General features: G+C 63.9%; 27 protein-coding genes. 17 read left to right on the top strand and 10 right to left on the bottom strand.

Going from position 1 to position 26,059, the window contains the following annotated elements; genetic code table 11:
- The first annotated feature begins 3 nt into the window (after positions 1-3).
- From AC04SF_RS32735 to phnE (AC04SF_RS32695), 9 genes are all read left to right on the top strand, one after another.
- Positions 4-921, top strand: a complete 918-nt coding sequence (locus AC04SF_RS32735; protein ID WP_488481158.1) for an alpha-D-ribose 1-methylphosphonate 5-phosphate C-P-lyase PhnJ — start codon at positions 4-6, stop codon at positions 919-921.
- On the top strand, positions 918-1,694 hold the full coding sequence (phnK, locus tag AC04SF_RS32730; RefSeq protein WP_013892928.1) for a phosphonate C-P lyase system protein PhnK: 777 nt from the start codon (positions 918-920) through the stop codon (positions 1,692-1,694). The genes AC04SF_RS32735 and phnK overlap by 4 nt, the downstream gene beginning before the upstream one ends.
- Positions 1,695-1,902: 208 nt before the next feature.
- On the top strand, positions 1,903-2,610 hold the full coding sequence (phnL, locus tag AC04SF_RS32725; protein WP_488481157.1) for a phosphonate C-P lyase system protein PhnL: 708 nt from the start codon (positions 1,903-1,905) through the stop codon (positions 2,608-2,610).
- Positions 2,607-3,224 carry a DapH/DapD/GlmU-related protein gene (locus AC04SF_RS32720; RefSeq protein WP_488481156.1) on the top strand — a complete coding sequence of 206 codons (618 nt, stop codon included), beginning with the start codon at positions 2,607-2,609 and terminating at the stop codon, positions 3,222-3,224. Before phnL ends, AC04SF_RS32720 begins: the two co-directional genes overlap by 4 nt.
- A gap of 84 nt (positions 3,225-3,308) precedes the next feature.
- Positions 3,309-4,019: a DUF1868 domain-containing protein gene (locus AC04SF_RS32715; RefSeq protein ID WP_488481155.1), complete on the top strand. Its 711-nt coding sequence runs from the start codon at positions 3,309-3,311 to the stop codon at positions 4,017-4,019.
- A gap of 130 nt (positions 4,020-4,149) precedes the next feature.
- Complete coding sequence (gene phnC / locus AC04SF_RS32710) at positions 4,150-5,007, top strand: phosphonate ABC transporter ATP-binding protein (protein ID WP_488481154.1); 858 nt, start codon at positions 4,150-4,152, stop codon at positions 5,005-5,007.
- A 103-nt stretch (positions 5,008-5,110) separates the two neighbouring features.
- Positions 5,111-6,019: a phosphonate ABC transporter substrate-binding protein gene (gene phnD, locus AC04SF_RS32705; RefSeq protein ID WP_488481153.1), complete on the top strand. Its 909-nt coding sequence runs from the start codon at positions 5,111-5,113 to the stop codon at positions 6,017-6,019.
- A 56-nt stretch (positions 6,020-6,075) separates the two neighbouring features.
- Positions 6,076-7,047, top strand: coding sequence for a phosphonate ABC transporter, permease protein PhnE (gene phnE, locus AC04SF_RS32700; RefSeq protein ID WP_488481152.1), 972 nt, complete (start codon positions 6,076-6,078; stop codon positions 7,045-7,047).
- Positions 7,048-7,050: 3 nt separating this feature from the next.
- Entirely contained in the window at positions 7,051-8,418 is a 1,368-nt protein-coding gene (gene phnE / locus AC04SF_RS32695; RefSeq protein WP_488481151.1) for a phosphonate ABC transporter, permease protein PhnE, read from the top strand.
- A gap of 314 nt (positions 8,419-8,732) precedes the next feature.
- Here phnE (AC04SF_RS32695) and AC04SF_RS32690 read toward each other — a convergent pair whose 3' ends face one another.
- From AC04SF_RS32690 to AC04SF_RS32680, 3 genes are all read right to left on the bottom strand, one after another.
- On the bottom strand, positions 8,733-9,584 hold the full coding sequence (locus AC04SF_RS32690) for a sugar phosphate isomerase/epimerase family protein (RefSeq protein WP_488481150.1): 852 nt from the start codon (positions 9,582-9,584) through the stop codon (positions 8,733-8,735).
- 217 nt (positions 9,585-9,801) lie between these two features.
- Positions 9,802-10,989: a Gfo/Idh/MocA family protein gene (locus AC04SF_RS32685; protein ID WP_096450368.1), complete on the bottom strand. Its 1,188-nt coding sequence runs from the start codon at positions 10,987-10,989 to the stop codon at positions 9,802-9,804.
- Positions 10,990-11,137: 148 nt separating this feature from the next.
- Positions 11,138-12,193, bottom strand: coding sequence for a sugar phosphate isomerase/epimerase family protein (locus tag AC04SF_RS32680; protein WP_488481149.1), 1,056 nt, complete (start codon positions 12,191-12,193; stop codon positions 11,138-11,140).
- A gap of 401 nt (positions 12,194-12,594) precedes the next feature.
- On the opposite strand from AC04SF_RS32680, the gene AC04SF_RS32675 reads away from it, so the two are divergent.
- Genes AC04SF_RS32675 through AC04SF_RS32655 form a run of 5 tightly spaced genes read left to right on the top strand, consistent with a single transcriptional unit; the run spans position 12,595 to position 16,859 of the window.
- Entirely contained in the window at positions 12,595-13,482 is an 888-nt protein-coding gene (locus tag AC04SF_RS32675) for a sugar phosphate isomerase/epimerase family protein (protein WP_096450370.1), read from the top strand.
- 60 nt (positions 13,483-13,542) lie between these two features.
- On the top strand, positions 13,543-14,712 hold the full coding sequence (locus AC04SF_RS32670; protein WP_488481148.1) for a mandelate racemase/muconate lactonizing enzyme family protein: 1,170 nt from the start codon (positions 13,543-13,545) through the stop codon (positions 14,710-14,712).
- Between the two features lie 2 nt (positions 14,713-14,714).
- On the top strand, positions 14,715-15,434 hold the full coding sequence (locus AC04SF_RS32665) for a FadR/GntR family transcriptional regulator (RefSeq protein ID WP_488481147.1): 720 nt from the start codon (positions 14,715-14,717) through the stop codon (positions 15,432-15,434).
- A 2-nt stretch (positions 15,435-15,436) separates the two neighbouring features.
- A complete protein-coding gene (locus tag AC04SF_RS32660) occupies positions 15,437-16,429 on the top strand; it encodes a hydroxyacid dehydrogenase (protein ID WP_488481146.1) in 993 nt (330 codons plus the stop codon).
- A 40-nt stretch (positions 16,430-16,469) separates the two neighbouring features.
- Positions 16,470-16,859 (top strand): hypothetical protein, encoded by a 390-nt coding sequence (locus AC04SF_RS32655; protein WP_488481145.1) that lies wholly within the window; start codon positions 16,470-16,472, stop codon positions 16,857-16,859.
- Between the two features lie 15 nt (positions 16,860-16,874).
- Here AC04SF_RS32655 and AC04SF_RS32650 read toward each other — a convergent pair whose 3' ends face one another.
- Entirely contained in the window at positions 16,875-18,173 is a 1,299-nt protein-coding gene (locus AC04SF_RS32650) for an amidase (protein ID WP_488481144.1), read from the bottom strand.
- A 115-nt stretch (positions 18,174-18,288) separates the two neighbouring features.
- On the opposite strand from AC04SF_RS32650, the gene AC04SF_RS32645 reads away from it, so the two are divergent.
- A complete protein-coding gene (locus AC04SF_RS32645) occupies positions 18,289-18,636 on the top strand; it encodes a GFA family protein (RefSeq protein ID WP_488481143.1) in 348 nt (115 codons plus the stop codon).
- A 5-nt stretch (positions 18,637-18,641) separates the two neighbouring features.
- Here the strand turns inward: AC04SF_RS32645 and AC04SF_RS32640 are convergent, their stop codons facing one another.
- The gene (locus AC04SF_RS32640) at positions 18,642-19,550 is read right to left on the bottom strand and encodes an SDR family oxidoreductase (protein ID WP_488481142.1); all 909 of its coding nucleotides are present in this window, start codon (positions 19,548-19,550) and stop codon (positions 18,642-18,644) included.
- Positions 19,551-19,648: 98 nt separating this feature from the next.
- Here AC04SF_RS32640 and AC04SF_RS32635 point away from each other — a divergent pair, with 98 nt between their 5' ends.
- The gene (locus AC04SF_RS32635; RefSeq protein ID WP_488481141.1) at positions 19,649-20,224 is read left to right on the top strand and encodes a TetR/AcrR family transcriptional regulator; all 576 of its coding nucleotides are present in this window, start codon (positions 19,649-19,651) and stop codon (positions 20,222-20,224) included.
- A gap of 36 nt (positions 20,225-20,260) precedes the next feature.
- Here AC04SF_RS32635 and AC04SF_RS32630 read toward each other — a convergent pair whose 3' ends face one another.
- Complete coding sequence (locus tag AC04SF_RS32630; protein WP_488481140.1) at positions 20,261-21,475, bottom strand: MFS transporter; 1,215 nt, start codon at positions 21,473-21,475, stop codon at positions 20,261-20,263.
- Positions 21,476-21,658: 183 nt separating this feature from the next.
- On the opposite strand from AC04SF_RS32630, the gene AC04SF_RS32625 reads away from it, so the two are divergent.
- Positions 21,659-22,645 carry an AraC family transcriptional regulator gene (locus AC04SF_RS32625; protein WP_488481139.1) on the top strand — a complete coding sequence of 329 codons (987 nt, stop codon included), beginning with the start codon at positions 21,659-21,661 and terminating at the stop codon, positions 22,643-22,645.
- Positions 22,646-22,693: 48 nt separating this feature from the next.
- On the opposite strand, the gene AC04SF_RS32620 is transcribed toward AC04SF_RS32625, so the two are convergent.
- The 4 genes from AC04SF_RS32620 to AC04SF_RS32605 are packed head-to-tail and all read right to left on the bottom strand — an operon-like array spanning position 22,694 to position 26,059.
- Positions 22,694-23,779: an ABC transporter ATP-binding protein gene (locus AC04SF_RS32620; RefSeq protein ID WP_488481138.1), complete on the bottom strand. Its 1,086-nt coding sequence runs from the start codon at positions 23,777-23,779 to the stop codon at positions 22,694-22,696.
- Positions 23,779-24,882, bottom strand: coding sequence for an ABC transporter ATP-binding protein (locus tag AC04SF_RS32615; protein WP_488481137.1), 1,104 nt, complete (start codon positions 24,880-24,882; stop codon positions 23,779-23,781). The genes AC04SF_RS32620 and AC04SF_RS32615 overlap by 1 nt, the downstream gene beginning before the upstream one ends.
- Positions 24,879-25,103 (bottom strand): hypothetical protein, encoded by a 225-nt coding sequence (locus AC04SF_RS32610; protein ID WP_027043349.1) that lies wholly within the window; start codon positions 25,101-25,103, stop codon positions 24,879-24,881. Before AC04SF_RS32610 ends, AC04SF_RS32615 begins: the two co-directional genes overlap by 4 nt.
- Positions 25,100-26,059 (bottom strand): carbohydrate ABC transporter permease, encoded by a 960-nt coding sequence (locus tag AC04SF_RS32605; RefSeq protein ID WP_013892904.1) that lies wholly within the window; start codon positions 26,057-26,059, stop codon positions 25,100-25,102. Before AC04SF_RS32605 ends, AC04SF_RS32610 begins: the two co-directional genes overlap by 4 nt.

Raw genomic sequence — 26,059 nt, 5'->3', positions numbered from 1 at the left:
GCCATGACCGACATCGCCACCTACAACTTCGCCTATCTCGACGAACAGACCAAGCGGATGATCCGCCGCGCGATCCTCAAGGGCATCGCCATCCCCGGCTATCAGGTGCCGTTCGCCTCGCGCGAAATGCCGATGCCCTATGGCTGGGGCACTGGCGGCGTCCAGGTCACCGCCTCGATCATCGGCCCCGACGACGTGCTGAAGGTCATCGACCAGGGTGCCGACGACACCACCAACGCCGTCTCCATCCGGACCTTCTTCAAGAAGGTCGCCAATGTCGCGGTCACCACCGATACCGCCAGCGCCACCATCATCCAGACCCGGCACCGCATCCCCGAACATCCGCTGACCGCCGGCCAGGTGCTGGTCTATCAGGTGCCGATCCCCGAACCGCTGCGCTTCCTCGAGCCGCGCGAGACCGAAACGCGCAAGATGCATGCGCTGGAAGAGTATGGCCTCATGCATGTGAAGCTCTACGAGGACATCGCCAAGCACGGCCGCATCGCCACCACCTATGCCTATCCGGTCAAGGTCGAGGGCCGCTATGTGATGGACCCCTCGCCGACGCCGAAATTCGACAATCCCAAGATGCACCGCTCGCCGGCCTTGCAGCTGTTCGGCGCCGGCCGCGAAAAGCGTATCTATGCGGTGCCGCCCTTCACCGATGTCGTCAGCCTCGACTTCGAGGACCATCCGTTCGAGGTGCAGACCTTCGACCAGCCCTGCGCGCTGTGCGCCGCCGAGAATGTCTATCTCGACGAGGTCATCCTCGACGATCATGGCGGCCACATGTTCGTCTGCTCCGACACCGACCATTGCGAGAAGCGGCGGGCCGACGGCCATCGCGGCCACCTTGCTCCCGAAACCAATCCTGCCCCGGAAACCCATTCTGTCTCGGAAAAAATGGAGCCGGCACAATGACCGACGAACCGCTGCTGCGCGTTTCGGCGCTCTCCAAATTCTACGGCTCGCGCGTCGGCTGCGACAACGTCTCCTTCGACCTGTGGCCGGGCGAAGTCCTGGCCGTCGTCGGCGAATCCGGCTCCGGCAAGACGACGCTCCTCAACTGCCTGTCGACGCGGCTCTTACCCTCCTCCGGCACCGCCAGCTATCGCATGCGCGACGGCCAGTTCCGCGAGCTCTACCGCATGAGCGAGGCCGAGCGTCGCTTCCTGATGCGCACCGACTGGGGCTTTGTCCACCAGAACCCGGCCGACGGCCTGCGCATGACGGTATCGGCCGGCGCCAATGTCGGCGAGCGGCTGATGGCGGTCGGCGACCGCCACTATGGCAAGATCCGCGCCACCGCCGTCGACTGGCTGTCGCGTGTCGAGATCGAGCAGGACCGCATCGACGACGAGCCCCGCGCCTTTTCCGGCGGCATGCGCCAGCGCCTGCAGATCGCCCGCAACCTCGTCACCGGCCCGCGGCTGGTGTTCATGGACGAGCCGACCGGCGGCCTCGACGTCTCGGTGCAGGCGCGCCTGCTCGACCTGCTGCGCGGGCTGGTCACCGATCTCGGCCTCGCGGCCATCGTCGTCACCCACGATCTCGCCGTGGCGCGCCTGCTGTCCCAGCGCATGATGGTGATGAAGGACGGCCGCGTCGTCGAAAGCGGCCTCACCGACCGCGTGCTCGACGACCCGCGCGCGCCCTATACGCAGCTTCTCGTTTCCTCGATCCTCCAGGTGTGATGATGGCGCCAAGTCACTCCCCTCTGGCCTGCCGGCCATCTCCCCCTCAAGGGGGGAGATTAGCTGTCGTTGCCGGTTTCGCCAGACTTCGACGTAGCAGAAAAAGCGAGGCAGAGACGCTGCTGATCTCCCCCCTTGAGGGGGAGATGCCTGGCAAGGCAGAGGGGGGCGGTGCCCCGCAAACGAACGACAATTGGAGAACCTCCTGATGCCGACGCCCCTCGTTGTTTCCGACGTCGCCAAGAGCTTCACCATGCATCTGCGCGACGGCATCAAGCTGCCGGTCGTCGCTGGTGTTTCGTTCTCGATCAAGGCGGGCGAATGCGCCGTGCTCGGCGGCCCGTCCGGCGCCGGCAAGAGCTCGATCCTGAAAATGCTCTACGGCAACTATGCCGTCGACGAGGGCCAGATCATCGTCAGGCACGAGGATGGACTGATCGATCTCGCCCACGCCAGCCCGCGTACCGTGCTTGCCGTTCGCCGGCAAACGATCGGCTATGTCAGCCAGTTCCTGCGCACCGTGCCGCGCGTCTCGGCGCTCGACGTCGTCGCCGAACCGCTGGTCGAGCGCGGCGAGGAGCGCGAGACCGCCAGAGGCAAGGCACGCGCCCTGCTTGCGCAGCTTAACCTGCCGGAAAAACTCTGGGCTCTGCCGCCGGCGACCTTCTCCGGTGGCGAACAGCAGCGCGTCAACATCGCGCGCGGCTTCATCACCGAGCACCCGATCCTGCTGCTCGACGAGCCAACCGCCTCGCTCGACGCCACCAATCGCGACGTGGTGATCGAACTCATCGCCGCCAAGAAGGCGGCGGGCGTTGCCCTGCTCGGCATCTTCCACGACCATGACGTGCGCGAGGCGGTGGCCGACCGCATCATCGACGTCACCGCTTTTGCTCCGGGAAAACGCGCCGCATGACCAGGAGATTGTCGGAGACGCCGCTGGTCCACCCGACGGCGGAGGTGCACAATTCGACGCTCGGCCGCTGGACCGAGATAGCCGACCGCAGCCGGGTCTCGGAAAGCGAACTCGGCGACTATTCCTACATGATGCAGGATTGCGCCGTCTGGTGCGCGACGATCGGCAAATTCGCCAACATCGCGGCAAGCGTGCGCCTCAACGCCACCAACCACCCGACATGGCGGCCGACACTGCACCACTTCACCTACCGCGCCTCGGACTATTGGGACGACGCCGAGCATGAGAGCGAATTCTTCGCCCAGCGCCGTGCCAAGCGCGTCATCATCGGCCACGACACCTGGCTCGGCCACGGCTCGACTGTCCTGCCTGGCGTCACCGTCGGCGACGGCGCAGCGGTTGGGGCGGGAGCCGTCGTCTCGAAGGATGTCGCGCCCTACACCATCGTCGCCGGCGTGCCGGCAAAGCCGATCCGCGAACGCTTCGACCGCCGCACCGCCGAACGCTATCAGGCGCTTGCCTGGTGGGACTGGGACCACGTCAGGCTGCGCGCGTCCCTCGACGATTTCCGCGAGCTTTCGGCCGAGGCATTTTTGGAGAAATACGGCGGATAGTTCACATCATCGTCATGGGGGAGCCTGTTTCATATCCCTGACACAGGACTCGGACAGGACGCCATCTCCCCCAAGGAGATCGCCATGCTCGACACCGTCAGACCCTCCCTCGCCGGATTCTTTGCCGGCTCCAATCCGATGCCGCCGGCGCATCTCGGCACGCGCTACGACACCTCAGGCAATTTCCTGACCGAGCCTGGCAACACTGTCGTGAGCCATCTCGTCAGCGGTTCGCCGTCCGAGGCCGTGGTGCTTGCGGTGCGCGACAAGATGCTGGCGATGCCCGACGCCGACCGGCTTGCCTTCACGCCCGTCTCCAGCCTGCACATGACGCTGTTCCAGGGCATCATCGAATATCGCCGCCGCTTGCCGTACTGGCCGCAGGACGTGCCGCTCGACACCAGCATCGACGCCATGACCCGCCTCTATCTGGAGCGCCTGAATGGTTTCGAGGGCTTCGGCCCGTTCAACATCAAGGTCGTCGAAGTCGTGCCGACCGGTCTTACCGTTGTCGGCGCGACGGACGAAGATGTGCGCATCATGCGTCAATGGCGCGATGCGCTGGCGGTGCCGTTCGGCTACCGGCACCCTGATCATGATAGTTACGTCTTCCATGTAACCTTTGCCTACCAGATAAAGCGTCTTGCGGATGACCGGGCGGCGGCATGGGGGGCGCTGTTCGACGATTGCCTCGCGCTTTTCGCAAGGCAGGCACCGGTGATCGCAATCAAGGCGCCCGCCTTCTGCGCCTTCCGCGACATGAAGCATTTCGAGGAATTGCTGGTGCTCGGCTGATCGCCCGCAAGGCGCCGGTCGCCAAGCCTGTGGAGCGTAACAAAACTGACATGCTGGCGACACGGCAGGTTCATGTGGCTGCGCTAGGCGAATGCCTGACGATCAATAAGGTCCAGACTGGAACCTGCCTATGTCAGCAAGCTCTGCCACGCTCGAAATCCGCGGTGTCAGCCGACGATTTGGCAAGAACACCGCTGTCAGCGACGTCAACATCTCGATCCCGCAGGGTCAGATGGTCGGCGTCATCGGCCGTTCGGGCGCTGGCAAATCGACCCTTCTTCGTATGATTAACCGTCTTGTCGACCCCAGCCAGGGGTCGATTTTTTTTGACGGCGCCGAGGTTTCCCAGTTGCGGGGCTCGCCGCTGCGGCGCTGGCAGCGCGACTGCGCCATGATCTTCCAGCAGTTCAACCTGGTCCCGCGCCTCGACGTGCTGACCAACGTGCTGCTTGGCAAGCTGAACCACCGTTCGACCCTGTCCAACCTTCTCGGCATGTTCTCGCGCGCCGAATGCGCCGAAGCCGTCGCCGCGCTCGAGCGGCTCGACATAGCCCGCACCGCACTTCAGCCCGCCGGCACCTTGTCCGGCGGACAACAGCAGCGCGTCGCCATAGCCCGCGCCCTGATGCAGCAGCCCAAGGTGATCCTCGCCGACGAGCCGATCGCCTCGCTCGACCCGCTCAACGCCAAGGTGGTGATGGATTCGCTGCAAGACATCAATCTGCGCGAAGGCATCACCGTCGTCACCAATCTGCATACGCTGGATACCGCGCGCGCCTATTGCAACCGAATCATCGGCATGGCCGCCGGCAAGGTCGTCTTCGACGGCCCGCCCGAAGAGCTCAATCGTGAAGCCGTTCGCCTCGTCTACGGCGCCGACAGCAATGGCGGCGAAATATCGGAGGCCATCACCTCCACCAGCGTTGCCTTCAAGCAAAAGATCGCTGCATCCGCCGGACCGCTCGAACCTGCATTCCCGGGTTACTGAGTTCAAGAAAGAGCGGCTCGGATCGACCGCCCGCGTCAAGGGCAATTGTCAAGATCAAGAAACGCTGCCGGCGCGGGGCCGGAACTTACAGGAGAGACATCAAATGTTCAGGAAGATGGTTTTCAGCGCCGTTTCGGTGCTCGCCATGGCGACCAGCATGGCCCACGCCGCCGATCTGAAGGAATTCCGCGTCGGCATCCTCGGCGGTGAAAACGAAACCGACCGGCTGCGCAACTACCAGTGCCTGGCCGACCATCTGAAGGCCGAATTCGGCTTCGAAAAGGTCTCGCTGTTCCCCGCCGCCGACTATGACGGCGTCATCCAGGGCTTGCTCGGCGGCACGCTCGACTTCGCCGAACTCGGCGCCTCCGGCTATGCCAGCGTCTACATCAAGGACCCGAAGGCGGTCACCCCGATCCTCACCACCCAGCAGACCGATGGCGCGACCGGCTACTATTCGATCGGCCTGGCGCTCAAATCCTCCGGCATCACCGACATCAAGTCGGCCAAGGGCAAGAAGCTCGGCTATGCCGACCCGGATTCGACCTCCGGCTACCTGATCCCGCTGACGCAGATTCCGAAGACCACCGGCGCCTCGAACGAAGCCTTCTTCGCTTCGACGCAGTTCAATGGCGGCCATGAGAACAACGTCCTGGCCGTGCGCGACGGCAAGGTCGACGTCGCGGTGGATGATTCCTCCGGCATCGGCGACTTCAAGAACGGCTACACCTCCGGCACCTTTCACAAGGAAGTCGCCAAGGGCGCCGTCGACCCCAACGACTTCGTCGAAGTCTGGCGCTCGGGCCTGATTCCGAACGGCCCGCTGGTCGTGCGAACCGCGCTCGGCGACGACATGACCGCCAAGCTTGCCAACTTCTTCACGCAGCTGTCGAAGAAGGACAAGGCCTGCTTCGAAGGCGTCGAAGGTGGCGATTTTACCGGCTACGTTCCCGTGAAGCCGGACTTCTACAGCGTCATCGTCGAAGCCCGTAAGGCAGCCATCGGCGGCTAACGGCGAAATCGGAAAGGGCGGTGTCTGAAAACACCGCCCTTTTTGCATCTCCGATCATGACCCTTTCCGTGACAGCCCCCTCATTGACAGCCTCTTCTGGCGCCACCCACCAGATGGCCGATGCCTGGCGACGCCAGACGTCGCTGCGCCGGTTCTACACAGTGCTTGGCGTCGGCCTGTTGCTCGCCGCGATGTTCGCCAGCATGTGGTTCGCCGACGAGGCCAATGCCGGCCACTTCTTCGACCGGCTGCCGCATATTCTCGATTTCCTGAGCTGGCTCATCCCCAAGGACTGGAACGATGTCTGGCGGGCGCTGTTCGACGTTGCCTCGCCGCATGACACCGGCACGCAGGAATTCAACTTCCCGATCGGCCGCATCTATGTCTGGGGCGGATTCTACGTCCCCGAATATTTCGAGCTGATGATCACCACGGTCAATGTCGCCTTGGTGTCGACCTTCATCGGCTTCATCTTCGCGGTGCCGTTTTCCTTCATCGCGGCGCGCAACCTGACGCCGCACCCGGTGCTGCGGCTCATCGTCAAGCGCTTCATGGAACTGCTGCGCGCTTTTCCGGAGATCGTCATTGCCGGCCTGTTCGCGGCCATCGTCTCGATCGGCCCGATCGCCGCCATCATCGCCATCGGCCTGCACTCGATCGGCGCGCTCGGCAAGCTGTTCTACGAGATCAACGAAAACATCGACATGCGTGCCGAGGAAGGCTTGCGCGCGGTCGGAGCCAACTGGTTCGAGCGCGTGCGCTTCGCCGACCTGCCGCAGGTGCTGCCGAACTTCATGTCCTACACACTGCTGCGCGTCGAGATCAATGTCCGCGCCTCGACCATCATCGGCGCCGTTGGCGGCGGTGGCATCGGCGAGGAGTTGAAGCTCTCCATCTCGCGCGGCTTCGGCGCCAAGACACTGGCGCTGGTGCTGCTCCTGTTCACGACCATCTTCATCATCGACCAGTTCTCCGCCTGGCTGCGCCGCAAGCTGGTCGGCGAGGAGGCCTTTATGATGGGAGCGTGAACCATGGCGACCATGACCGCCGAGGAGATACTGTCGATCGAGGAACGTTACCCCCAGGTGTTCCGGCGGCCGCTGTACAAGCGCTTCGCGCCGCTCTTCCTGTTCGTCGGCATCCTGACGTACCTCATCTATGTCCTGTGGTTCTTCAGCCTGCCGCAAGTGCTGCGGGAATCGCACTGGGAGCGTCTGCCGCTCTTCCTCACACAATGGATCAGCTACGATCTACAGCCCGAGTTCCGCCTCGACCAGCCGGAGATCACGCCAAAATACCCGCGCTTTTCCGCGCTTGGCGAAAACCCCAACCCCGACTGGGTGATCAAGAACCCGGACGGCACCTTCACCGTGCTGATCGACGGCCCGGCGAAATCCGTCACCTTCGACAAGGCGCGGGCAACGATCGTGGCCAATGGCGAGACCGTGCCGGTTGCGCTGACCAGCGGCAAGCCGGTGATATCAGGCCCGGTGCCGGACTGGATCACCGCGCATGACGACGAGGTGGTCGCCAAGATGGGCTTCGTCGGCGAGGTGCGCGTCACCGTCGACCGCGTCAAGGTGCGCAAGCGCTTCCTCGGCTGGGCGAATTTCGTCTTCGACACACGCTCGCCTTTCTTCGGCAAATCGGCCGGAGAAGTGGTCTCGCTGATCGTGTCCGGTCCTGAGTTGAAGCCGGGCACCTCGAACCTGGCGCTGGCCGGCGACAACATCTGGAACAACGCCCAGTGGCAGCACGGCGACGTCTGGACGAAGCTTTTGCAGACCATCGTCATGGCGTTCCTGGGCACGCTGCTCGGCGGTATCGTCGCCTTCCCGCTTGCCTTCTTCGCCGCCCGCAACATCACGCCGAGCGGCGTGGTCAGCCAGGTGCTGAAACGCTTCTTCGACTTCATGCGCTCGGTCGACATGCTGATCTGGGCGCTGTTCTTCACCCGCGCCTTCGGCCCCGGTCCGCTGGCGGGCAGTGCCGCGATCTTCTTCACCGAGATCGGCACGCTCGGCAAAACCTACTCCGAGGCGCTGGAGAACATCGACGACAAGCCGCGCGAAGGTGTGTTGTCGACCGGCGCCAACGGCCTCCTGGTGCAGCGTTACGGCGTCATGCCGGAAGTGATACCGGTCTTCATCAGCCAGACGCTCTACCAGTGGGAATCCAACACCAGGGGCGCCACCATCATCGGCGCCGTCGGCGCCGGCGGCATCGGCCTGAAATTGTGGGAAGCGATGCGCACCAACTCCAACTGGGCCAACGTCTTCTACATGGTGCTGCTGATCCTGCTGGTCGTCTTCATCTTCGACAACATCTCCAACTTCCTGCGCCGCCGGCTGAGCCGGACGATCCACGACTACAACAGGCTGCAGGCCGAGCACGGTTAACCTTGTGACCCACAGGCGCGGGCATCGCATAGTGCCGCGCCATGGTTCGACCCCTCTCCCCCGATCGACGGGGGAGAGGAAAGGCGCCAGGCTGTCCGAGCCGACACCTGTCCTTCTAGGCCGAGGCTTCGAGCCACCAGGCTCCCTTTCCTCTCCCTCCGGAGGGGGGAGAGGTGGCTCGGCAAAGCCGAGACGGAGTGGGGGAACCACTCGGCAATCGCCGCGAACGCAAATAGAAAATGGACAAGGCGCAACATTGGCTCGCCTCGCGCCAAGGGTCGCCGACGCAGTCTTCTTTGCGTCACCCCAGGGCGCTAAGCCGCCTTCCTCCATCCATTCCTGATATGCTTGTACCCATCCCGATACACAGCTTCCGGCGTTTCCGCGAAATCGCGCCACACCTTGGTTGCCGCCGCAAGGTCCTTCAGCGACCGGCCAAACGACTCGATCGTCAGCCAGTCGTCATAACCGCTCTTGCGGATCGCCGCGAACGTCTCTTTCCATGGGATGTTGCCGCGCCCCGGCACGCCGCGATCGTTCTCCGATATGTGGATGTGCACGACATTCCTGCGGTGTTTCGTATAGGCGCCGATCGGGTCGGCCTCCTCGATATTGGCGTGAAAGGTGTCGTACATCGCCTTGATGTGCGGCCTGCCGATGGCGTCGATGTGCTCCGACAGGTCGGCCATCGTGTTGAAGAGATAACATTCGAAGCGGTTCAGCGCCTCCAGGCCAATCGTGACGTTCCGCTTGCCGGCATGGTCGCCGATGGCGCGCTGCGAGGCAAGGGAACGGTTCTTCTCGGCGGGTGTCGGTCCGCTGCCGGAGAAGGCGCCGAGCGTCGAGTGCAGCGGCCCGCTGAGCGTCCTGGCGCCAAGCGCATCGGCGCAATCAACAGCCCATTTCATGTACTCGATACCCGCCTTGCGGGTCGCGGCATCCGGCGAGATCAGGTTCATCGAGGGATCGCCCATCGCCGAAACCGCAGTGCGCTCCAGCCCGATGCGGTCGAGCAGGCCGCCGAGCTTTTTATAATCATCCGGCGTGCCGGCGAAGATCGGTATTTCGACGCCGTCGAAACCCGTCGCCTTGATGTCGCGAAGCAGCGGCTCGTGTTTTTTCGAGACGCTGGTGGTCCACAAGAACATGCACATGCCGATTTTCATCGACGCCCCTCCCCCATTTGATGGCGCGTTCTGGCTGTCCCCGCCAGCTTCGCGCAAACTCCCCCTCATCCAGCCGCTCCGCGGCCACCTTCTCCCCGAGGGGAGAAGAGATTTAGCGTCGGCGCCGGCACCTCCTCCCCTCGGGGAGAGGTCGGATTGCCCCGAATTGCCCTTTGCAATTCGGCTGGCAATCCGGGTGAGGGGGAGGCGCGCGCAACTACAGTTTCGTCCACGCTCCATTCTTCTTCGACGACTTCACGCAGGCCTCAATGAAGGCCATGCCTTCGACGCCGTCGTGGATGGTCGGGAAGACGACATCCTTTGCCGGCTTGCCACCCTTCTTGCGCGCCGCGCGGATGGCGCGTGCAGCCTCCTGGTAGATGTTGGCGAAACCTTCGAGATAGCCTTCCGGGTGGCCAGATGGCACGCGGCTGACGCGGCCCGCCACCGGCAACGCCCCGGCGCCGTTGCGGGTGATCAGCTGCTTGGGTTGGCCGAACGGCGTGTACCAGAGATAGTTCGGATCAGCCTGCACCCATTCCAGCCCGCCCTTCGAGCCATAGATGCGCAGCTTCAGCCCGTTCTCATGCCCGGGCGCCACCTGGCTGGCCCAGATCATGCCCTTGGCCGGATGCGTCTTGCCGGTGGGCTTGAAGCGCAGCATGACGTTGACATTGTCGTCGAGCAGCCGGCCCGGCACGAAGGCATCGAGGTCGGCCGACAGCGAATCCAGCTCCAGCCCCGAAACGAAGCGGGCGAGATTGTAGGCATGGGTGCCGATGTCGCCCAGCGCGCCGCCGGCGCCCGCCTGCTTGGGATCGCCGCGCCATGAGGCCTGCTTCTGGCCGGTGGCGGCGAGATCCTCGGTCAGCCAGTCCTGCGGATATTCCGATTGCACGATGCGGATGTCGCCGAGCACGCCCTTGGCCACCATTTCGCGCGCCTGCCGCACCATCGGATAGGCGGTGTAATTGTGGGTGAGCACGAACACCTTGCCGGTTTTCTCGACGACCGCGGCGAGCCTTTTCGCCTCGGCCAGTGTCGTTGCCAACGGTTTGTCGCAGATCACGTGGATGCCGGCCTCGAGGAAGGCCTTGGCAGCCGGCACGTGGACATTGTTGGGCGTGACGATGGCCACCGCCTCGATGCCGTCAGGGCGCTTAGCTTCGGCCTTGGCCATCTCGGCATAAGAAGCGTAGCTGCGGTCCGGATCGAGCCCGAGTTCGGCGGCCGAGGCCTTGGCGCGCTCGGGGTTCGCCGATAGCGCACCAGCCACCAGCACGAACTCATTGTCCAGACGCGCCGCGATGCGGTGCACCGCACCGATGAAGGCGCCTTGCCCGCCGCCGACCATGCCATAGCGGATCGGGCCGCCTCCCGTTTCCGACTTCGATGCGCCGACCATGTTTTTTCTCCTGGCTGTTGCTCACCTCCCTTTGAAGGAGGTCGATCCGCGCAGCGGATCGGGTGGGGTCGTAGAGGTGGAGCTCGGCCTGAACCGACTCACCCGGCCCTTCGGGCCACCCTCCCCTCAAGGGGGAGGGAAAGTAGCGCTAGATACCCATCATGGCGCGCAGCAGCTTCTTGTCCGTGGTGCCGCTGGCAAAATCGTCGAATGCCCTTTCCGTCACGCGGATGATGTGATGCTGGATGAAAGGCGCGCCTTCGGCCGCGCCGTCTTCGGGATGCTTCAGGCAGCACTCCCATTCCAGCACCGCCCAGGAATCATAATTGTACTGCGTCAGCTTGGAGAAGATGCCGCCGAAATCCACCTGCCCGTCGCCGAGCGAGCGGAAGCGGCCGGCGCGGTTGGTCCAGCTCTGATAGCCGGAATAGACGCCTTGCCGACCGGTCGGATTGAACTCGGCGTCCTTGACGTGGAACGCCTTGATGCGCTCGTGATAGATGTCGATGAATTCGAGATAGTCGAGCTGCTGCAGCAGGAAGTGCGACGGGTCGTAGTTGATGTTGCAGCGCTTGTGGCGGCCGACTGCATCAAGGAACATCTCGAAGGTCGCGCCGTCGAACACGTCCTCGGAGGGGTGAATTTCGTAGCCGACATCGACGCCATTGTCCTCATAGACATCGAGGATCGGCTTCCAGCGTTTGCCGAGTTCGCCAAAGGCCTCCTCGATCAGTCCGGCCGGCCGCTGCGGGAAGGGATAGAGGTAAGGGAAAGCCAGCGAGCCGGTGAACGACACCGAAGCGTTCAGTCCGAGATTGCGCGATGCCTTGGCGCCGAACTTCATCTGTTCGACCGCCCATTTCTGCCGCGCCTTCGGATTGTTGTGGACCGAGGGCGGCGCGAAACCGTCCATCTGGGCGTCATAGGCCGGGTGCACCGCCACCAACTGCCCCTGCAGATGCGTCGACAATTCAGTGATCTCGACGCCGGCATCGGCACAGATGCCCTTCACCTCGTCGCAATAGGCCTTGGAAGAGGCCGCTTTCTTGAGATCGAACAGGCGCGCGTCCCAGGTCGGGATCTGCACGCCTTTGTAGCCGAGACCGGCGGCCCATTTGGTGATCGAGGCCAGCGAATTGAATGGCGCTGCGTCACCCGCGAACTGCGCCAGAAACAGTCCAGGGCCCTTCATTGTCGTCGGCATCGGCATCCTCCCTCATTGTGTCGCGACCAAGCATAGCGCCGATTGGAAGCAGGGCCAGCCATTTTGGTCTTTTCGCACCGGGCGCTTTGCAGGCACTGCCATTCTGGTAATACCAAATAGCGAAATTTGGTCAAGTCTGACAATGCACCGGCAAAGCCCTCGGCACATCTGAAGTATCGGCATATATCGCAATACAATCAATGGAGTAATTCGCACAAAAAGTTGCGCCTCCGCGCTTCTTGCCGTTCCAGGCAATTTGCTGTAGACCTCGCTTCGGGCCCAATTGGTCGAACCAGTTTGCAAGAAAAGGCTGGGGATGCCTTGGGGAGGAACCCTTGCGTCGCCTTTCGGCGATGCATGTCGCAGGCAAACCATACGGACGAATTTGGGAAGGACAGACCATGCATCTTTCGACGCACAACTGGATGCGTGCGGAGCCGTTGGAGACGACGCTCAAGCGCATCAAGAAGTTCGGCTATGAGTCGATCGAGATTTCCGGTGAGCCCGACCAGTACAAGACCAAGGAGACGCGGGCACTCTTGAAGGAGCATGGCATCCGTTGCTGGGGCGCGGTGACCTTGATGCTGGGCGAACGCAACCTTGCCGCCAAGAACCAGGGCCAGCGCGAGCGCTCGGTGCAGTACGTCAAGGACGTGCTGACCATGGTCAGCGAGCTTGACGGCGAGATCATCACGCTTGTCCCCGCGACCGTCGGCAAGGTGGTGCCGGACGGTACCGAGGAGGAGGAATGGAAGTGGGTGGTCGACGCGACCCGCGAGTGCTTCACCCACGCCAAGAAGGTCGGCGTCAAGATCGCCGTCGAGCCGCTCAACCGCTTCGAAACCTACCTGTTCAATCGCGGCGCCCAGGCGCTGGCGCTGGCCGACGCGGTCAGCCCCGAATGCGGCGTCTGCCTCGACGCCTACCACATCCATATGGAGGAATTTAACGTCCATGACGCCATCCGTCAGGTCGGAAAGCGCCTGTTCGACTTCCATGTCGCCGACAACAACCGCTTCGCCGCCGGCCTCGGCCAGATCGACTGGCCCAGGATCGTCGCCACCTTGAAGGAAGTCGGCTACGACGGTGCATTGACCAACGAGTTCGTCGCCCCGGTCGACCGCACGCCGGCAGCGCCCTATCCCGACATGGTCGAGCGCCATCCGGTCGATATCTCGCCTGAGCAGCTGAAGTTCATCCAGGACCACGGCTCCAGTGTGCTCACCGAAAAATTCTACACCGACCAGATGCGCATCACCGCCGAAACGCTGCTGCCGCTGATCAAGTAGTCGACGTCTGTTGGGAAATTCGCCTTTCCGCCCTGACCGGCGGCAGGGCCGGGGAAGAATATGCGCATCAAGACCGTCCAAGCCTGGTGGGTCCGCATCCCGATCGAAGCCGCGCGGCAGCACCGCAGCGACTTCGGCCAGGTGACGACCTTCGACGCCGCCATCCTGCGCATCGAAACCGATGACGGGCTCATCGGCTGGGGCGAAGGCAAGAACGCCGCCGGCAGCGCCGGCAGCTACGGCGCCCTTGTCCATATGCTGAACCATGAGGTCGGGCCGCAGTTGATCGGCCGTGATCCGGCCGATATCGGCATCATTTGGGAGATGCTCTACAATGGCGTGCGCCACGACAGCGCCGCGCGCGCCGGCCACGCCATGCCGCAACTGGCGCGGCGGGGCATGAGCATCGCCGCCATCAGCGCTGTCGACATCGCGCTCTGGGATATCCTCGGCAAGTCGCTCGGCCAGCCGGTCTGGCGACTGCTCGGCGGCCGCAAGGTCGATCGCATGCAGGCCTATGCCTCGGGCGGCTGGGCCTCCGCCGATGCCATCGGCGAGCAGTTGAAATCCTACATCGCCCGGGGCGGCTTCAAGGCGCTGAAGATGCGGGTCGGCGCCATGGATGGCGCAGCACACATTTCCGCTGCCCGTGTCCGTGCCGCGCGCCAGGCGCTCGGCCCCGATGTCGAGCTGATGGTCGACGCTCACGGCACCTATACGGTTGCCGAAGCCAAACGCTTCATCCATCTCGTCAACGACCTCGATCTCGCCTGGTTCGAGGAACCCGTGATCGCCGACGACAAGCCGGGCATGGCGGAAGTGCGCGCCTCCGGTGCGGTGCCGATCGCCACCGGCGAAAGCGAGGCGACGCGCTATGCTTTCCGCGACCTCGCAATGCTCAAGGCCGCCGACATCTTCCAGCCCGATCCCGCCTTTTGCGGCGGCATCAGCGAGGCGATGAAGATCGGCACCATCGCCAGTGCCTTCAACCTGCGCTTCGCGCCGCATCTGTGGGCCGGCGCCCCCTGCTTCTTCGCCGGCTTGCATGTCTGCGCCGCCTCGCCATCGAGTTTCACCGTCGAATATTCGCTTGGCGCCAACCCGATGATCCACGATCTGATCGAAGAGACTGTCGAAGCTAGGGACGGTATGATAGCGATCCCGGAAAAGCCCGGATTGGGGTTCACCGTTTCAGAGCGATTCCTGGAGGCGCACGCGCAACGCAATTGACGATGAAAGAAAAGAACCTTCTCGCGGAACTCGCAGCCTATCTGTTCTCCCACTCGGACAGCGAGACCGGCCGCACGCCGTCGGAGCGTGAACTGGCGGAGCATTTCGCTGTCAGCCGCGGCCAGATCCGCGAGGCGCTGGCCATCCTGGAAGCGATGCGCATCGTCGAGCGCCGCGCCAAGTCCGGCATTTACATCGACACCAAGCAGGCGAGCGTCGAGGCGCTGGCGCTGTTCGCGCGCGCCGGCCTGCCGCTCGATCCCTTGCAGATTTACGAGACGGTCGAATTGCGCAAGATCCACGAGATCAAGGCCGCCGAGCTTGCCTGCTCGCGTGCCACCGAGGAGAATTTCGAACGGCTGCGCGAAATCCTCAAGGCTTCCGAGGAGCGCATCGCCGCCGGCGAAGGTCTGGCCAAGGAGGACCGCGAATTCCACCTGGAGATCGTGCGCGCCACCAAGAACAGCGTCTTCCACAACATCTGCAGCGTCTACTATCTGATGGGCGAACAGCGCCTGCCGATCTACTTCAACGACCCTGAACGCAGCGTGCGTTCGCATGCCGAGCATGTGCAGATCTACGAGGCGCTGCTGCGCCGTGATGGCAATCTCGCCCAAGCGTTGATGAGCGCCCATTTGCAAGGCGCGGAGAGCTACTGGAAGGGCCTGATCGAGGGCGGCAAGGCGGTTGCGCCCGCGAGCGCCGTACTCGAAAAGGCCTGAGCGTGGCCCAGACCGTGCCCAAGATCCTGTCGACCCATCCGCTGCACCCACGTGCTTCGGCCAGGCTCGCCGGCGCCGGCCAGCTTGTGATCGCTTCGGCGCTCGATCCCGCCACTTTGGCTAAGGAGGCCAAGGACGCCGACATCGTCATCGTGCGCGCGCCACTGCCGCCGGCCCTGTTCGAGGGCGCCTGGAAGCTGAGAGCCGCCATCCGCCATGGCGCAGGGCTCGACATGATCCCGATGGATGCGGCCGCCGCCGCCGGCGTGCTGGTAGCCAACGTGCCGGCGGTCAATGCGCGCTCGGTGGCGGAACATGTCATGTTCACCGCACTTGCGCTGCTGCGGCAATTCCGCAGGGTCGACCGCGACCTGCGCGCCAAAGGCTGGCTCGCCGGCCGCGAACACGCCAATTCCAACATCGAGCTTGCCGGCAAAACCATCGGCATTGTCGGCCTCGGCGCCGTCGGCCAGGCCGTCGGCCATATAGCGGCGCATGGCTTCGACCTGAAAGTGGTGGCGACAACGCGCAGCATGCAGCCGGCGCCCGAAAAAGTCGGTTTCCTCTCCATCGACGCGCTGGTCGAGCAGAGCGACATCATCGTGCTCTGCTGCCCGCTGACGCCGGAGACGCGCGGCCTGATCAGCCGCGAGCGCATCGCCCGCATGAAACCCACTGCGCTTTTGATCAACGTGTCGCGCGGGCCGGTGGTCGATGACGACGCCCTGATCGAGGCCTTGCGGGAACGCCGCATCGGCGGTGCAGCACTCGACGTGTTTTCGACGCAGCCGCTGCCGTCCAATCATCCCTATTTCAGCTTCGACAACGTCATCGTCACCCCGCACATGGCAGGCATTACCGAGGAATCGATGATGCGCATGGGCGTCGGCGCGGCGGGCGAAGCCTTGCTGGTGCTGGCGGGCAAGCTGCCGGTCAATCTGCGCAATCCAGAAGTGGTCGATCACTATCGGCGACGGTTTCCGCTCGACCTATAACAATCGCGGTTTCGCCCCAATTCTCCGCGACGGTGCGGCCATGTCCGGTCTTCGCCTCGCATTTTTGATTGCCGCAGCCTCGTCCATCTGCACATTGCCGGCATTCGCCGCGGCCGAGAGCAGCTATGTCTATTGCGACAATGGGCTGCGCTGCTTCAAGGCACCCTGCCCGTCAAACAGCGCGCTCGATCTTGCCACCGGCGCGATCATCAAGGGTGTGTCGATCGACGCCAGCGGGCTGCCGCAGGCCGACAAGGCGATAACGGATCAGTCCGACGTGCTGTACAGCGGGAAAATTGTCGTCAGGGGTTCGATCGAGCAGCGCACCCAGACCATCACCGGCAAGGATTACAGCCTGCCCTGGCTGGTCGCGACCCGCATCGTGCGCACCGCCAAGGACAGCGAACGCAAGCACTGTTCGTCGCCCTGATCCGCCAATCGCCGATCAGCCGGCCAGCAGCCTCTCCACCTCGGCGGCAATCCGCAGCAGATGCCGGTCATGCCCATTGCGCGCCACCAGCATCAGCCCGGCCGGGAGCAGCATGCCGGGCATCGGCAGCGAGATCGCGCAGAGGTCGAACTGGTTGGCAACCTGCGTGTTGCGCAGCAGCAGACCTTCGACATGATCGCGCAGTTCGGCATCCTCGGCCATCGAACCAATGGTCGGCGCCGTCACCGGCGTGGTCGGCAGCGCCAGCACATCAACCGATGTCAGCCGTTCGTCCATGGCGGCGACGAGCGCCCCGCGGCGGCGCAAGGCCCTGATATAGACCGGCGCCGGCAGCATCGCCGCCCGCGACAAAGGCCCGCTGACATGCGGGTCGACCGGCACAGATGCCCCGGTCGCCAGCCAGTCGGCATGCATCTCGGCGCCTTCCATGGCAGCGATCGAGCCACGCTTGGTGGCTGCGCGCATGTCGGCAATGAAGTCGTCGATCGATATGTCCACCAACCGCGCCCCTTTCCGCTCGATCCCGGCAAGGCTGCGATCGAGGGCCACGCCGACGTCGCTTTCGGTGTCTTCGAAAAGAAGGCCGCGCGGAACACCAACACGAAGCCCGGCAAGCGGGAGCGGCAGATGCAGCGGCGGCGGTTCTTCGCCGGCCATGACGGCATCGGCAACCGCACACGCCGCAACGCTCAGACCCAGCGGCCCGATCGAATCCAGCGTCGCGGACAATGGGTAGGCGCCGGTCAGCGGCACGCGCCGCGCCGTGGGCTTGAAGCCGACGACACCATTGAGCGCCGCCGGAATGCGGATCGAGCCACCAGTATCGGATCCGATCGATATGTCGCTCGTCCCCTCGCCGACGGAGACGCCGGCGCCCGAGGACGAACCGCCGGGGATACGGCTGGCATCGACGGCGTTACCTGGCGTGCCGTAATGCATGTTGTCGCCGATCGCGGTGAAGGCGAATTCGGTCATGTTGGTCTTGCCGATGATGACCGCTCCGGCCTGCCGCAGCCGGCTGACGATGGCCGCATCGCGCAACGCGGGTGCCGCTGTCCTGCGCATCAGCGAGCCTGCCGCGGTCGCCTCGCCGGCGACATCGAACAGATCCTTGATCGAGACGATGGTGCCGTCGAGTGGTCCAAGCGTCACGCCGGCTCGGCTGCGGGCGTCACTGGCGTCAGCCGCGGCCCGCGCGGCCTCGGCATAGAGCTTGGTGAAGACCTTCTCGTCGGCCGCACGATTGGCAAGGCGTGACAGGATGATTTCGAGATAATCGCGGACTGATTGCATATCGATGTCGGACTCCGCCAAAGTAGAGCGTCTTTAAGGCAAGCAGCCGTTTGGCTTGCGGAAGGGATAACCCGGCCAGCGTGCCTTTGCACCTGCCAGCGATAGGAAGATGCTGATGCTGTACAAAGGCAGCTGCCACTGCGGCAAGGTCGCCTTCCAATTCAAGGCGGAACTGGCCGGCGCCATCCGGTGCAATTGTTCGATCTGTTCGCGCAAGGGCGCGCTCTTGTGTGCCATCCCGCATAAGGACCTGACGGTCCTAGCCTGGGGCGATGATCTGGGCACCTATTCATTCGGCAATCACGCGATGGCGCACCGCTTCTGCCGCACCTGCGGCATCCACCCTTTCGCCGAGGATGTCCGCGAAGGCGGCGAACGCAGCGCCTATATCAACCTCAACTGCGTCGCCGATCTCGACCCGTCCACCCTGTCGGTCTTCGATTTCGACGGGCGCTCGGTCTGATTGCCTTACCGGTAACCCGTTGCGTCGGCGGGCTTGCCGGCGTCCTGGACCTCCGGCACATAGCGCCAGGCATCGGGCCGCGAACCGTCGAGATCGGTAAAGCCATAGACCTGTGCCAGCCCGCCGCTGGACAGCGACTGCCCGTTCCAGCGCGAACGATCCGGATCGGCAGCCAAAGCGGTAACGGCACGGCCGATAAAGCGCGGCGTCTCCGAAATAATGAAATGCGGCACTTTTGCCGTGGCATCGCGCCAATTCTCCTCGCGTACTCCAAAGGCCTCCAGCATCATCTCCGACCGCAGCCAACCTGGCGTCAAAGAGACGGAGGTAGCACCGTGTTTCGCGAGATCCTTGGCATGAGCCCAGGCCATACGGTTCACCGCGACCTTGGCAAGGTCGTAGAACGGCGACAGGCGGTAGTGCCCGGCATTGTATTCGGCCGTGCCGTCGGTGACTTCCACCAGCAGTCCGCCCGGCCGCTCGATCATGAGGGGCAGCGCATGGTGGGCGGTGATCAGATGCGTGTCGATGGCTAGGCGCAGCATGCGCAAGCCATTGTCCAGATTGTGCTCCCAGACTGGCTTGTCCCATTCGAACAGCGTTTCACCGCCCCAGATGTCGTTGACCAGTATGTCGAGACGGCCCTGTTCGGTGCGGATGCGCTCGACCAGCCTGCGCACATCCTCGGCCACAAGATGATCGACCTGCACGGCGATGCCCTTGCCGCCGTTCGCGTTGACCAGTTCCGCCGTCTCCTCTGTTGTTTCGGGCCGCGCATATTCGGATTGCTGGGCACGCGTGCTCCGTCCCGTGACATAGACCGTGGCGCCGGCGGCGCCGAGCTCGACCGCTATGCCGCGTCCGGCACCTCGCGTGCCGCCGGCGACCAGGGCAACTTTTCCTTGCAACGTCATTGAACTCTCCCAAGAACGGCACCATCGATGAAACCCGAGCTGGCCTGCGCCTCTCACATCATATATAAATGATCATTCAGTTATATCAGGATGTCAAGATGACCCGGCCCAAAACCCAATCCGACGAGCAGGTGCTGGAAGCCGCATTGCGATTGATCCACGAGCATGGCCCGGAAGCGCTCACCTTCGAGCGCCTGGCCAAAGCCTGTGGTCTCTCCGGTGCGACCCTGGTGCAGCGCTTTGGGAACAAGGCGCGGTTGAAGCAGCGCACCTTGCTGCATGCCTGGGATGGTCTTGACGAAAAGACCGGGACGCTGGCGGCCACCATTCCCAAAACTCCGGCCGGCGCGATCGAATTGCTGGTGGCACTGTCGCAAGGCTATGGCGGCATCGAATCCTATGCCGAGGGCCTCCTCGTCTTGCGCGAGGATTTGCGTGACCCCATGCTCAGGACGCGCGGTGCGGCCTGGAAGACAGCCCTGTGCAATGCACTCGCGGCTTGCTTTACCGGAACGCCCGGCCCGCCGCAGGATATCGGCCTGCTGATGGCGTCGCATTGGCAGGGGTCTTTGCTGTGGTGGAGTTTCGATCCGACGATCGAAGTCGCCGTCTATGTCGAAGACAGTCTCAACCGCTTCGTTGCCACCATCACGACAGCGGCCCGAAAACCATGATGGTTCCCGGGCCGCTGGATAGGTTGGGATAAGGGACTATTCGGCCTGCTTCGGGCCGCGTAGGAACACCACGATGGCCGCCAGCAGCGTTGCGACGCCGCAATAGGCGAAGGCGCTGGCCACGCCGGCATGGTCGACCAGCAGGCCGCCGAAGACGGCGCCCAGCGCAATCGCCACCTGGAAGGTCGCCACCATCAGTCCGCCGGCGCTTTCGGCCTGGTCAGGCGCTGCCCGCACCAGCCAGCTCTGCAGCCCGACCGGCACCGCGCCGAAGGCAAAGCCCCAGGCGGCAACGGCGGCCGCGGCGATCGTCGGCGAGGCGCCAAGGATCAGCATCGACGCAGCTGCCAGGGCGATCAGCAGGGGCGCCAGCGCCACGGCTATCTTGAGGTTGCGCTCCGCCAGGAAGCCGCCAGCGATATTGCCGAAGAAACCGCCAATGCCATAGGCAAGCAGCACCAGCGAGATCGTCTCGATGTGCAGCACCGGTACTTTTTCGAGGAAGGGGCGTACATAGGTGAAGCCGGCAAAGTGCCCGGATGCAACCAGCAGCACGACCAGCAAGGCGACCCGGATCGACGGCCGCTCCAGCACCTCGAGCAAGGTGCGGAAGCTCGCGACACCCACCGGCGGCAGCTTCGGAATGGTGGCCAATTGCACAAGCAGCGCCAGGGCGCCGACGATGGTCGCGATCATGAACGCCGTGCGCCATCCCCAGATGTCGCCGACATAGGCACCGACCGGGGCGGCGGTGACCGTGGCCAGCGAAACACCGGTCAGGATGATCGACATGGCGCGCGGCATCAGCCGCATCGGCACCAGCCGCAGCGCCATGGCCGCCGACATCGCCCAGAAGCCGCCCAGCGCCACGCCGAGCACGACGCGGGCCAGCAGAAGCACGGGCAGCGATGCGGCAAAGGTGGCGAGAAGGTTGGACAGGATGAGGAACGCCGTCAGCATCCACATCACCAGCCTGCGGTCCATGCGCCTTGTGATGATGGCCATGGTGGGCGCGGCAATGGCGCCGACGATGGCGGTTGCGGTCACCGCTTGCCCCGCGACACCTTCGGTGACGCCGAGGTCACACGCCATCGGCGTCAGCAGGCTGGCGGGCAGGAATTCGGCGGTGACGAGACCGAAAACGCCAAGCGCCAGTGAAACCACCGCGCCCCATGCCGGTTCTGTTCGTTCATCATTGTCTGCGGGGTTCAGAAGTGCGGCGTCGATGACATCAGTCGCGGGTTCGGCCATGGTCAGTCTCCGATCTGTTTGCAGCGCCACATAGGGAATGACCGCCCGAGGCTTCCACCCGTTCCATGCCGTGCGGTCAGGGCCTGGCTTTGGGCCGGTCTGCGATTTGTTTGCGGCGCAACATTTGGCTGCAGTGCAACATAGGGAGTGACCACTTGGAGTTTCCATGCTAGAAACCCCATTATGTCTAGCCATTCGTCCAAAATTCCGATCACGGGTGACCCGTTGACGGACATATTGCGCGGGCTGCGCCTCGATGGCGTCGAATACGGCCGTTGCGAAATGAAGGAGCCCTGGGGCATCCAGTTTCCGGCTCAGCCCGGGGCGCGGTTCCATTTCATCGGCCGCAAGGGCTGCTGGCTGAAGCAGCCCTCCGGCGAGTGGGTTGAACTCAATGCCGGCGATGCGGTGCTCTTACCGCGCGGCGAAGCCCATGTGCTCGCCAGCGAACCCGGTGCGAAGGCCTGGCCGATCCATGGCTATGAGCTCGAGGAAGTCTGCAAGGACGTCTATTGCACGTCGAACGCCGAGATGTGCGACAAGAATTGCCAGCCGGGAACGCTGCTGTTCTGCGCCGCGATGTACTTCAACCTCGATGGCCTGCATCCGCTGCTCGGCATGATGCCGGACGTGATGCGCTCGCATGAGCCGGAAGCCTATGAGCCGGGCATTCCGCATCTGCTGGAGGCCATGGCGCGCGAAGTGACGATGGAGCGCGTCGGTTCCGGCGGCATCCTGGCGCGGCTGGCCGATGTGCTGGCCGCCACCGTCATCCGCTCATGGGTCGAACGCGGCTGCGGCGATTCTTCCGGCTGGATCGCCGCGGTCCGGGATCGCGACATCGGCCGCGTGCTGGCCGCCATCCATCTCGAACCCGACCATGACTGGACGGTCGAGTCGCTCGCCCGGATGATGGGCGCTTCGCGCTCGGGCTTTGCCGAGCGCTTCGCCACCATCGTCGGCGAAACGCCGGCAAGATATGTCACCCAGGTCAGGATGCATCAGGCACGGCAGTGGCTGGTCCGCGACCGGATGAAAATATCCGTCGTTGCCGCACGCCTCGGTTATGAATCGGACGCCGCCTTCAGCCGTGCCTTCAAGCGCGTCGTCGGTTCGGCGCCCAGCCATCTGCGCGCCGAGGAACAGGCTGAAATCCGCCAGGCCAGTTGAGACAATATCCTTCGTTGCAGGCTACCCGGCTGAGCCGAAAACAGCGCTTCACCCGGCGTGGCGCAAGCTGACACCGCTACCCTTGTCGAACAGCACCACCTTGTCGGGGTTCCAGGCAAAACGCACCGGCTGTTCGATCGCGACATCGGTCCTGGCCGGCACCGTGGCGCGCAGTGTTGTGTCGCCGACCCGCAGCGTCAGGATCTTTTCGACGCCATGGTTCTCGACATCATGGACGCGCGCCTCGACCGGCGCGCCGCTCTCGAGATAGACGTCTTCCGGACGGATGCCGAAGACGAGCGGGCGACCGTCGGTCGCTCCACTCGCCTTGGCTCCCCCTGAAAAGGGCAGTTCGAAATTCAGCGGCGCCATCACCGCGCGGCCATTCACCAGCTTGCCGTCGATGAGGTTCATCGGCGGCGAGCCGACGAAGCTCGCCACATAGGTGTCGCGCGGATTGTTGTAGATCTCGTGCGGCGTGCCGGTCTGCACGATGCGGCCGTGGTTCAACACGCCGACCTTGTCGCCCATCGACATCGCCTCGATCTGGTCGTGGGTAACGAACAGGAAGGTGGCGCCGAGCTGTATCTGCAGGTTCTTCAGTTCCGTGCGCAGCGCCTCGCGCAGCTTGGCGTCGAGCGCCGACAGCGGCTCGTCCATCAGGAACACGCGCGGCTTGCGCACGATGGCGCGGCCGATCGAGACGCGCTGCATCTCGCCGCCTGAGAGGCGGTCGGTCTTGCGGTCGAGCAGATGCTCGATCCGCAGCGTGCGGGCGGCGCGGTCGACGCGATCCTTGATCTCGGCATCGGGCAGCCTGCGGATTTTCGGCTTCAGCGGGAATTCGAGATTTTCGCGCACCGTGTAGCGTGGATAGAGCGAGTACTGCTGCAGCACCAGCGCCACATCGCGCTCAGCCGCCCCCCAATCGGCGACGTCGACGCCATCGATGAGGACCTGCCCTTCGCTGGGTTTTTCGAGCCCGGCGATCAGCCGCAGCGTCGTCGTCTTGCCGGCGCCCGTCTCGCCCAGCAGCACGAAGAACTCGCCATCGGCGATGTCGAGATCGAGCCCGGTCAGGGCCGTGTGATTACCGAAACTCTTGGAGATATTCTTGAGCTGGATATGGGCCATCAGAGCCTCACCTCAAGCGACTTGCCGCTTGCCTTGTCGAAGAAATGCGCCTGGGTGGGATCGATCCGGGCAAAGACCTTCTCGCCGGGCCCGGAGATGAAGCCGCTCTTGGTGCGAGCCCGCAGCATGTTGGAGCCGACCTTCAGGTCGACAATGTCGAACGAGCCCAGCGGTTCGACGATCTGCGTCTCGACGGCCATGAAACCCTCCGCCGCCTCACGGCGAATGAGCACGCCTTCCGGCCGGATGCCGAGCGCCAGCTGGCCGCCTGCATGACCGTTGAGTTTCGACAGCAGCGCACGCGGAAACTCGAAGCCGGTGGCCGCGTCGCCGACGGTCACCGATGCGGACGAGGCTTTCTCGGCCACCGCCGCGTCGGCGACATTCATCACCGGGCTGCCGACGAATTGCGCCACGAACAGATTGGCCGGGCGCGAATAGACCTCGTCGGGCGAACCCACCTGCTGCAGGACGCCCTCATGCATGATGACGATCCGATCGGCGAGGCTCATCGCCTCGATCTGGTCATGCGTGACATAGATGGTGGTCGAGCCCTGCTTGATGTGCAGCCGCTTGATCTCGGCGCGCATCTCCTCGCGCAGCTTGGCATCGAGCGCGCCGATCGGCTCGTCCATCAGCATCGCCTTTGGCCGCCGGACCAGCGCCCGGCCGATAGCGACGCGCTGCATGTCGCCGCCCGACAGCGCCGACGGCTTCTTGCCAAGCAGATCCGTTATCTGCAGCGTCTTGGCGACCGAGCGCACTTCGCTGTCGATCTCCGGCTTGCTCTTGCGCGTGGCGCGCAAGGGGAAGGCGATGTTCTCGTAGACGCTCATATGCGGGTAGAGCGAGAACGACTGGAACACCATGGCGATGTCGCGGTCGGCCGCCTTCAGATGCTGAACGGGCTTGCCGTCGATGAGGATGTCGCCCTCGTCGATCGTTTCCAGCCCGGCGATGGCGCGCAACGTCGTCGTCTTGCCGCAGCCCGATTGGCCGAGCAGCACGATGAACTCATTGTCGGCGATCTTCAGATTGAGGTCCTTGATGACCTGGACGGCGCCGAAGAATTTCTGGACGCCGCGAAGCTCTATCTGGGTCAATGCTGTGCTCCCGGATTTCGCGCGGCATGGCCGGTGCCGGCCTCCTCCTCAGGCGCGATCTTCGAGGTGATGTTGAAGCCGATCAGCCCGATCAGGATGATGGTCAGGCCGTAAGTGTGCAGCAGCATGTTCCAGGGCTGGCAGAGCGCCACGATGCCGAGCACCATGAGCACTTGCGAACCGGGCTCCAGATACTTCTGATTGATGGCACGAAAGCTCATTTGCGGATCGCTCCGAAGGACATGCCGCGCAACAGATGATTGCGGAGCAGGAAGGTGAAGATCGCGACCGGCAGCAGGAACAGGAAGGTTCCGGCGGCGATCACCGTCCAGTCCGGCAGGCCGGAGCCGACCTGGCTGGGGATGAAGGGCGGTGCGGTCTGGGCGCGGCGATTGGTCATGATCAGCGCGAAAGCATACTCGTTCCACGCGGTGATAAAGCAGAACACGGCGGTGGCGGCGATGCCGGTGGCGGCCTCCGGCAGCACGATCTTGAAGAAGGCCTCCATCCGCGTATAGCCGTCGACGAGCGCCGCTTCCTCATACTCCTTCGGGATTTCGTCCATGAAACCCTTCATCAGCCAAACCGAGAAGGACAGGTTGAAGGCGGTGTAGAGGATGATCAGGCCGACATGGGTGTCGTTGAGGCCGACCGCGCGGTACATCAGGAACATCGGGATCGCCACCACCACCGGCGGCAGCATGCGTGTCGACAGGATGAAGAAGAGCAGGTCCGCCTCCCCCTTCACCTTGAAGCGCGAGAAGCCGTAGGCGGTGAACGTGCCCATGCCGACCGCCAGCACCGTCGAGGTGATGGCGATGATCAGCGAGTTCAGGAAGCGGCTTGGATATCCCGACCACTGCACCTGGCCCTTGCCGTCGCGCACGATCTTCTCGCCGCCGTCGAAAACGACGCGCTCCCACCACGGCGCCGCCGCGTATTCTTCCGGCGTCGGCGGGCTGCGCAACTGCGAGCGCTTGGTGAACAGCTTCACGAAAGGCGAAATTTCCGGCTGGAAGACGACCGTCGGCGGGATCGTGGTGGCCAGGTTGCGCGGCTTGAATGCCGTCGAGGCGATCCAGTAGATCGGGGCGAGGAAGATGATCGTCACCAACAGCACGGCGACGATGGCGACGCGGTTGAAGCCGATTTCGGAAGAAGTGCGGACGGCCGCCAT

Source organism: Mesorhizobium sp. CNPSo 4671 (genome assembly GCF_057784245.1).
Note: the sequence above shows the minus strand (reverse complement) of the source record. Positions and strands in the feature narration are given on the sequence as shown.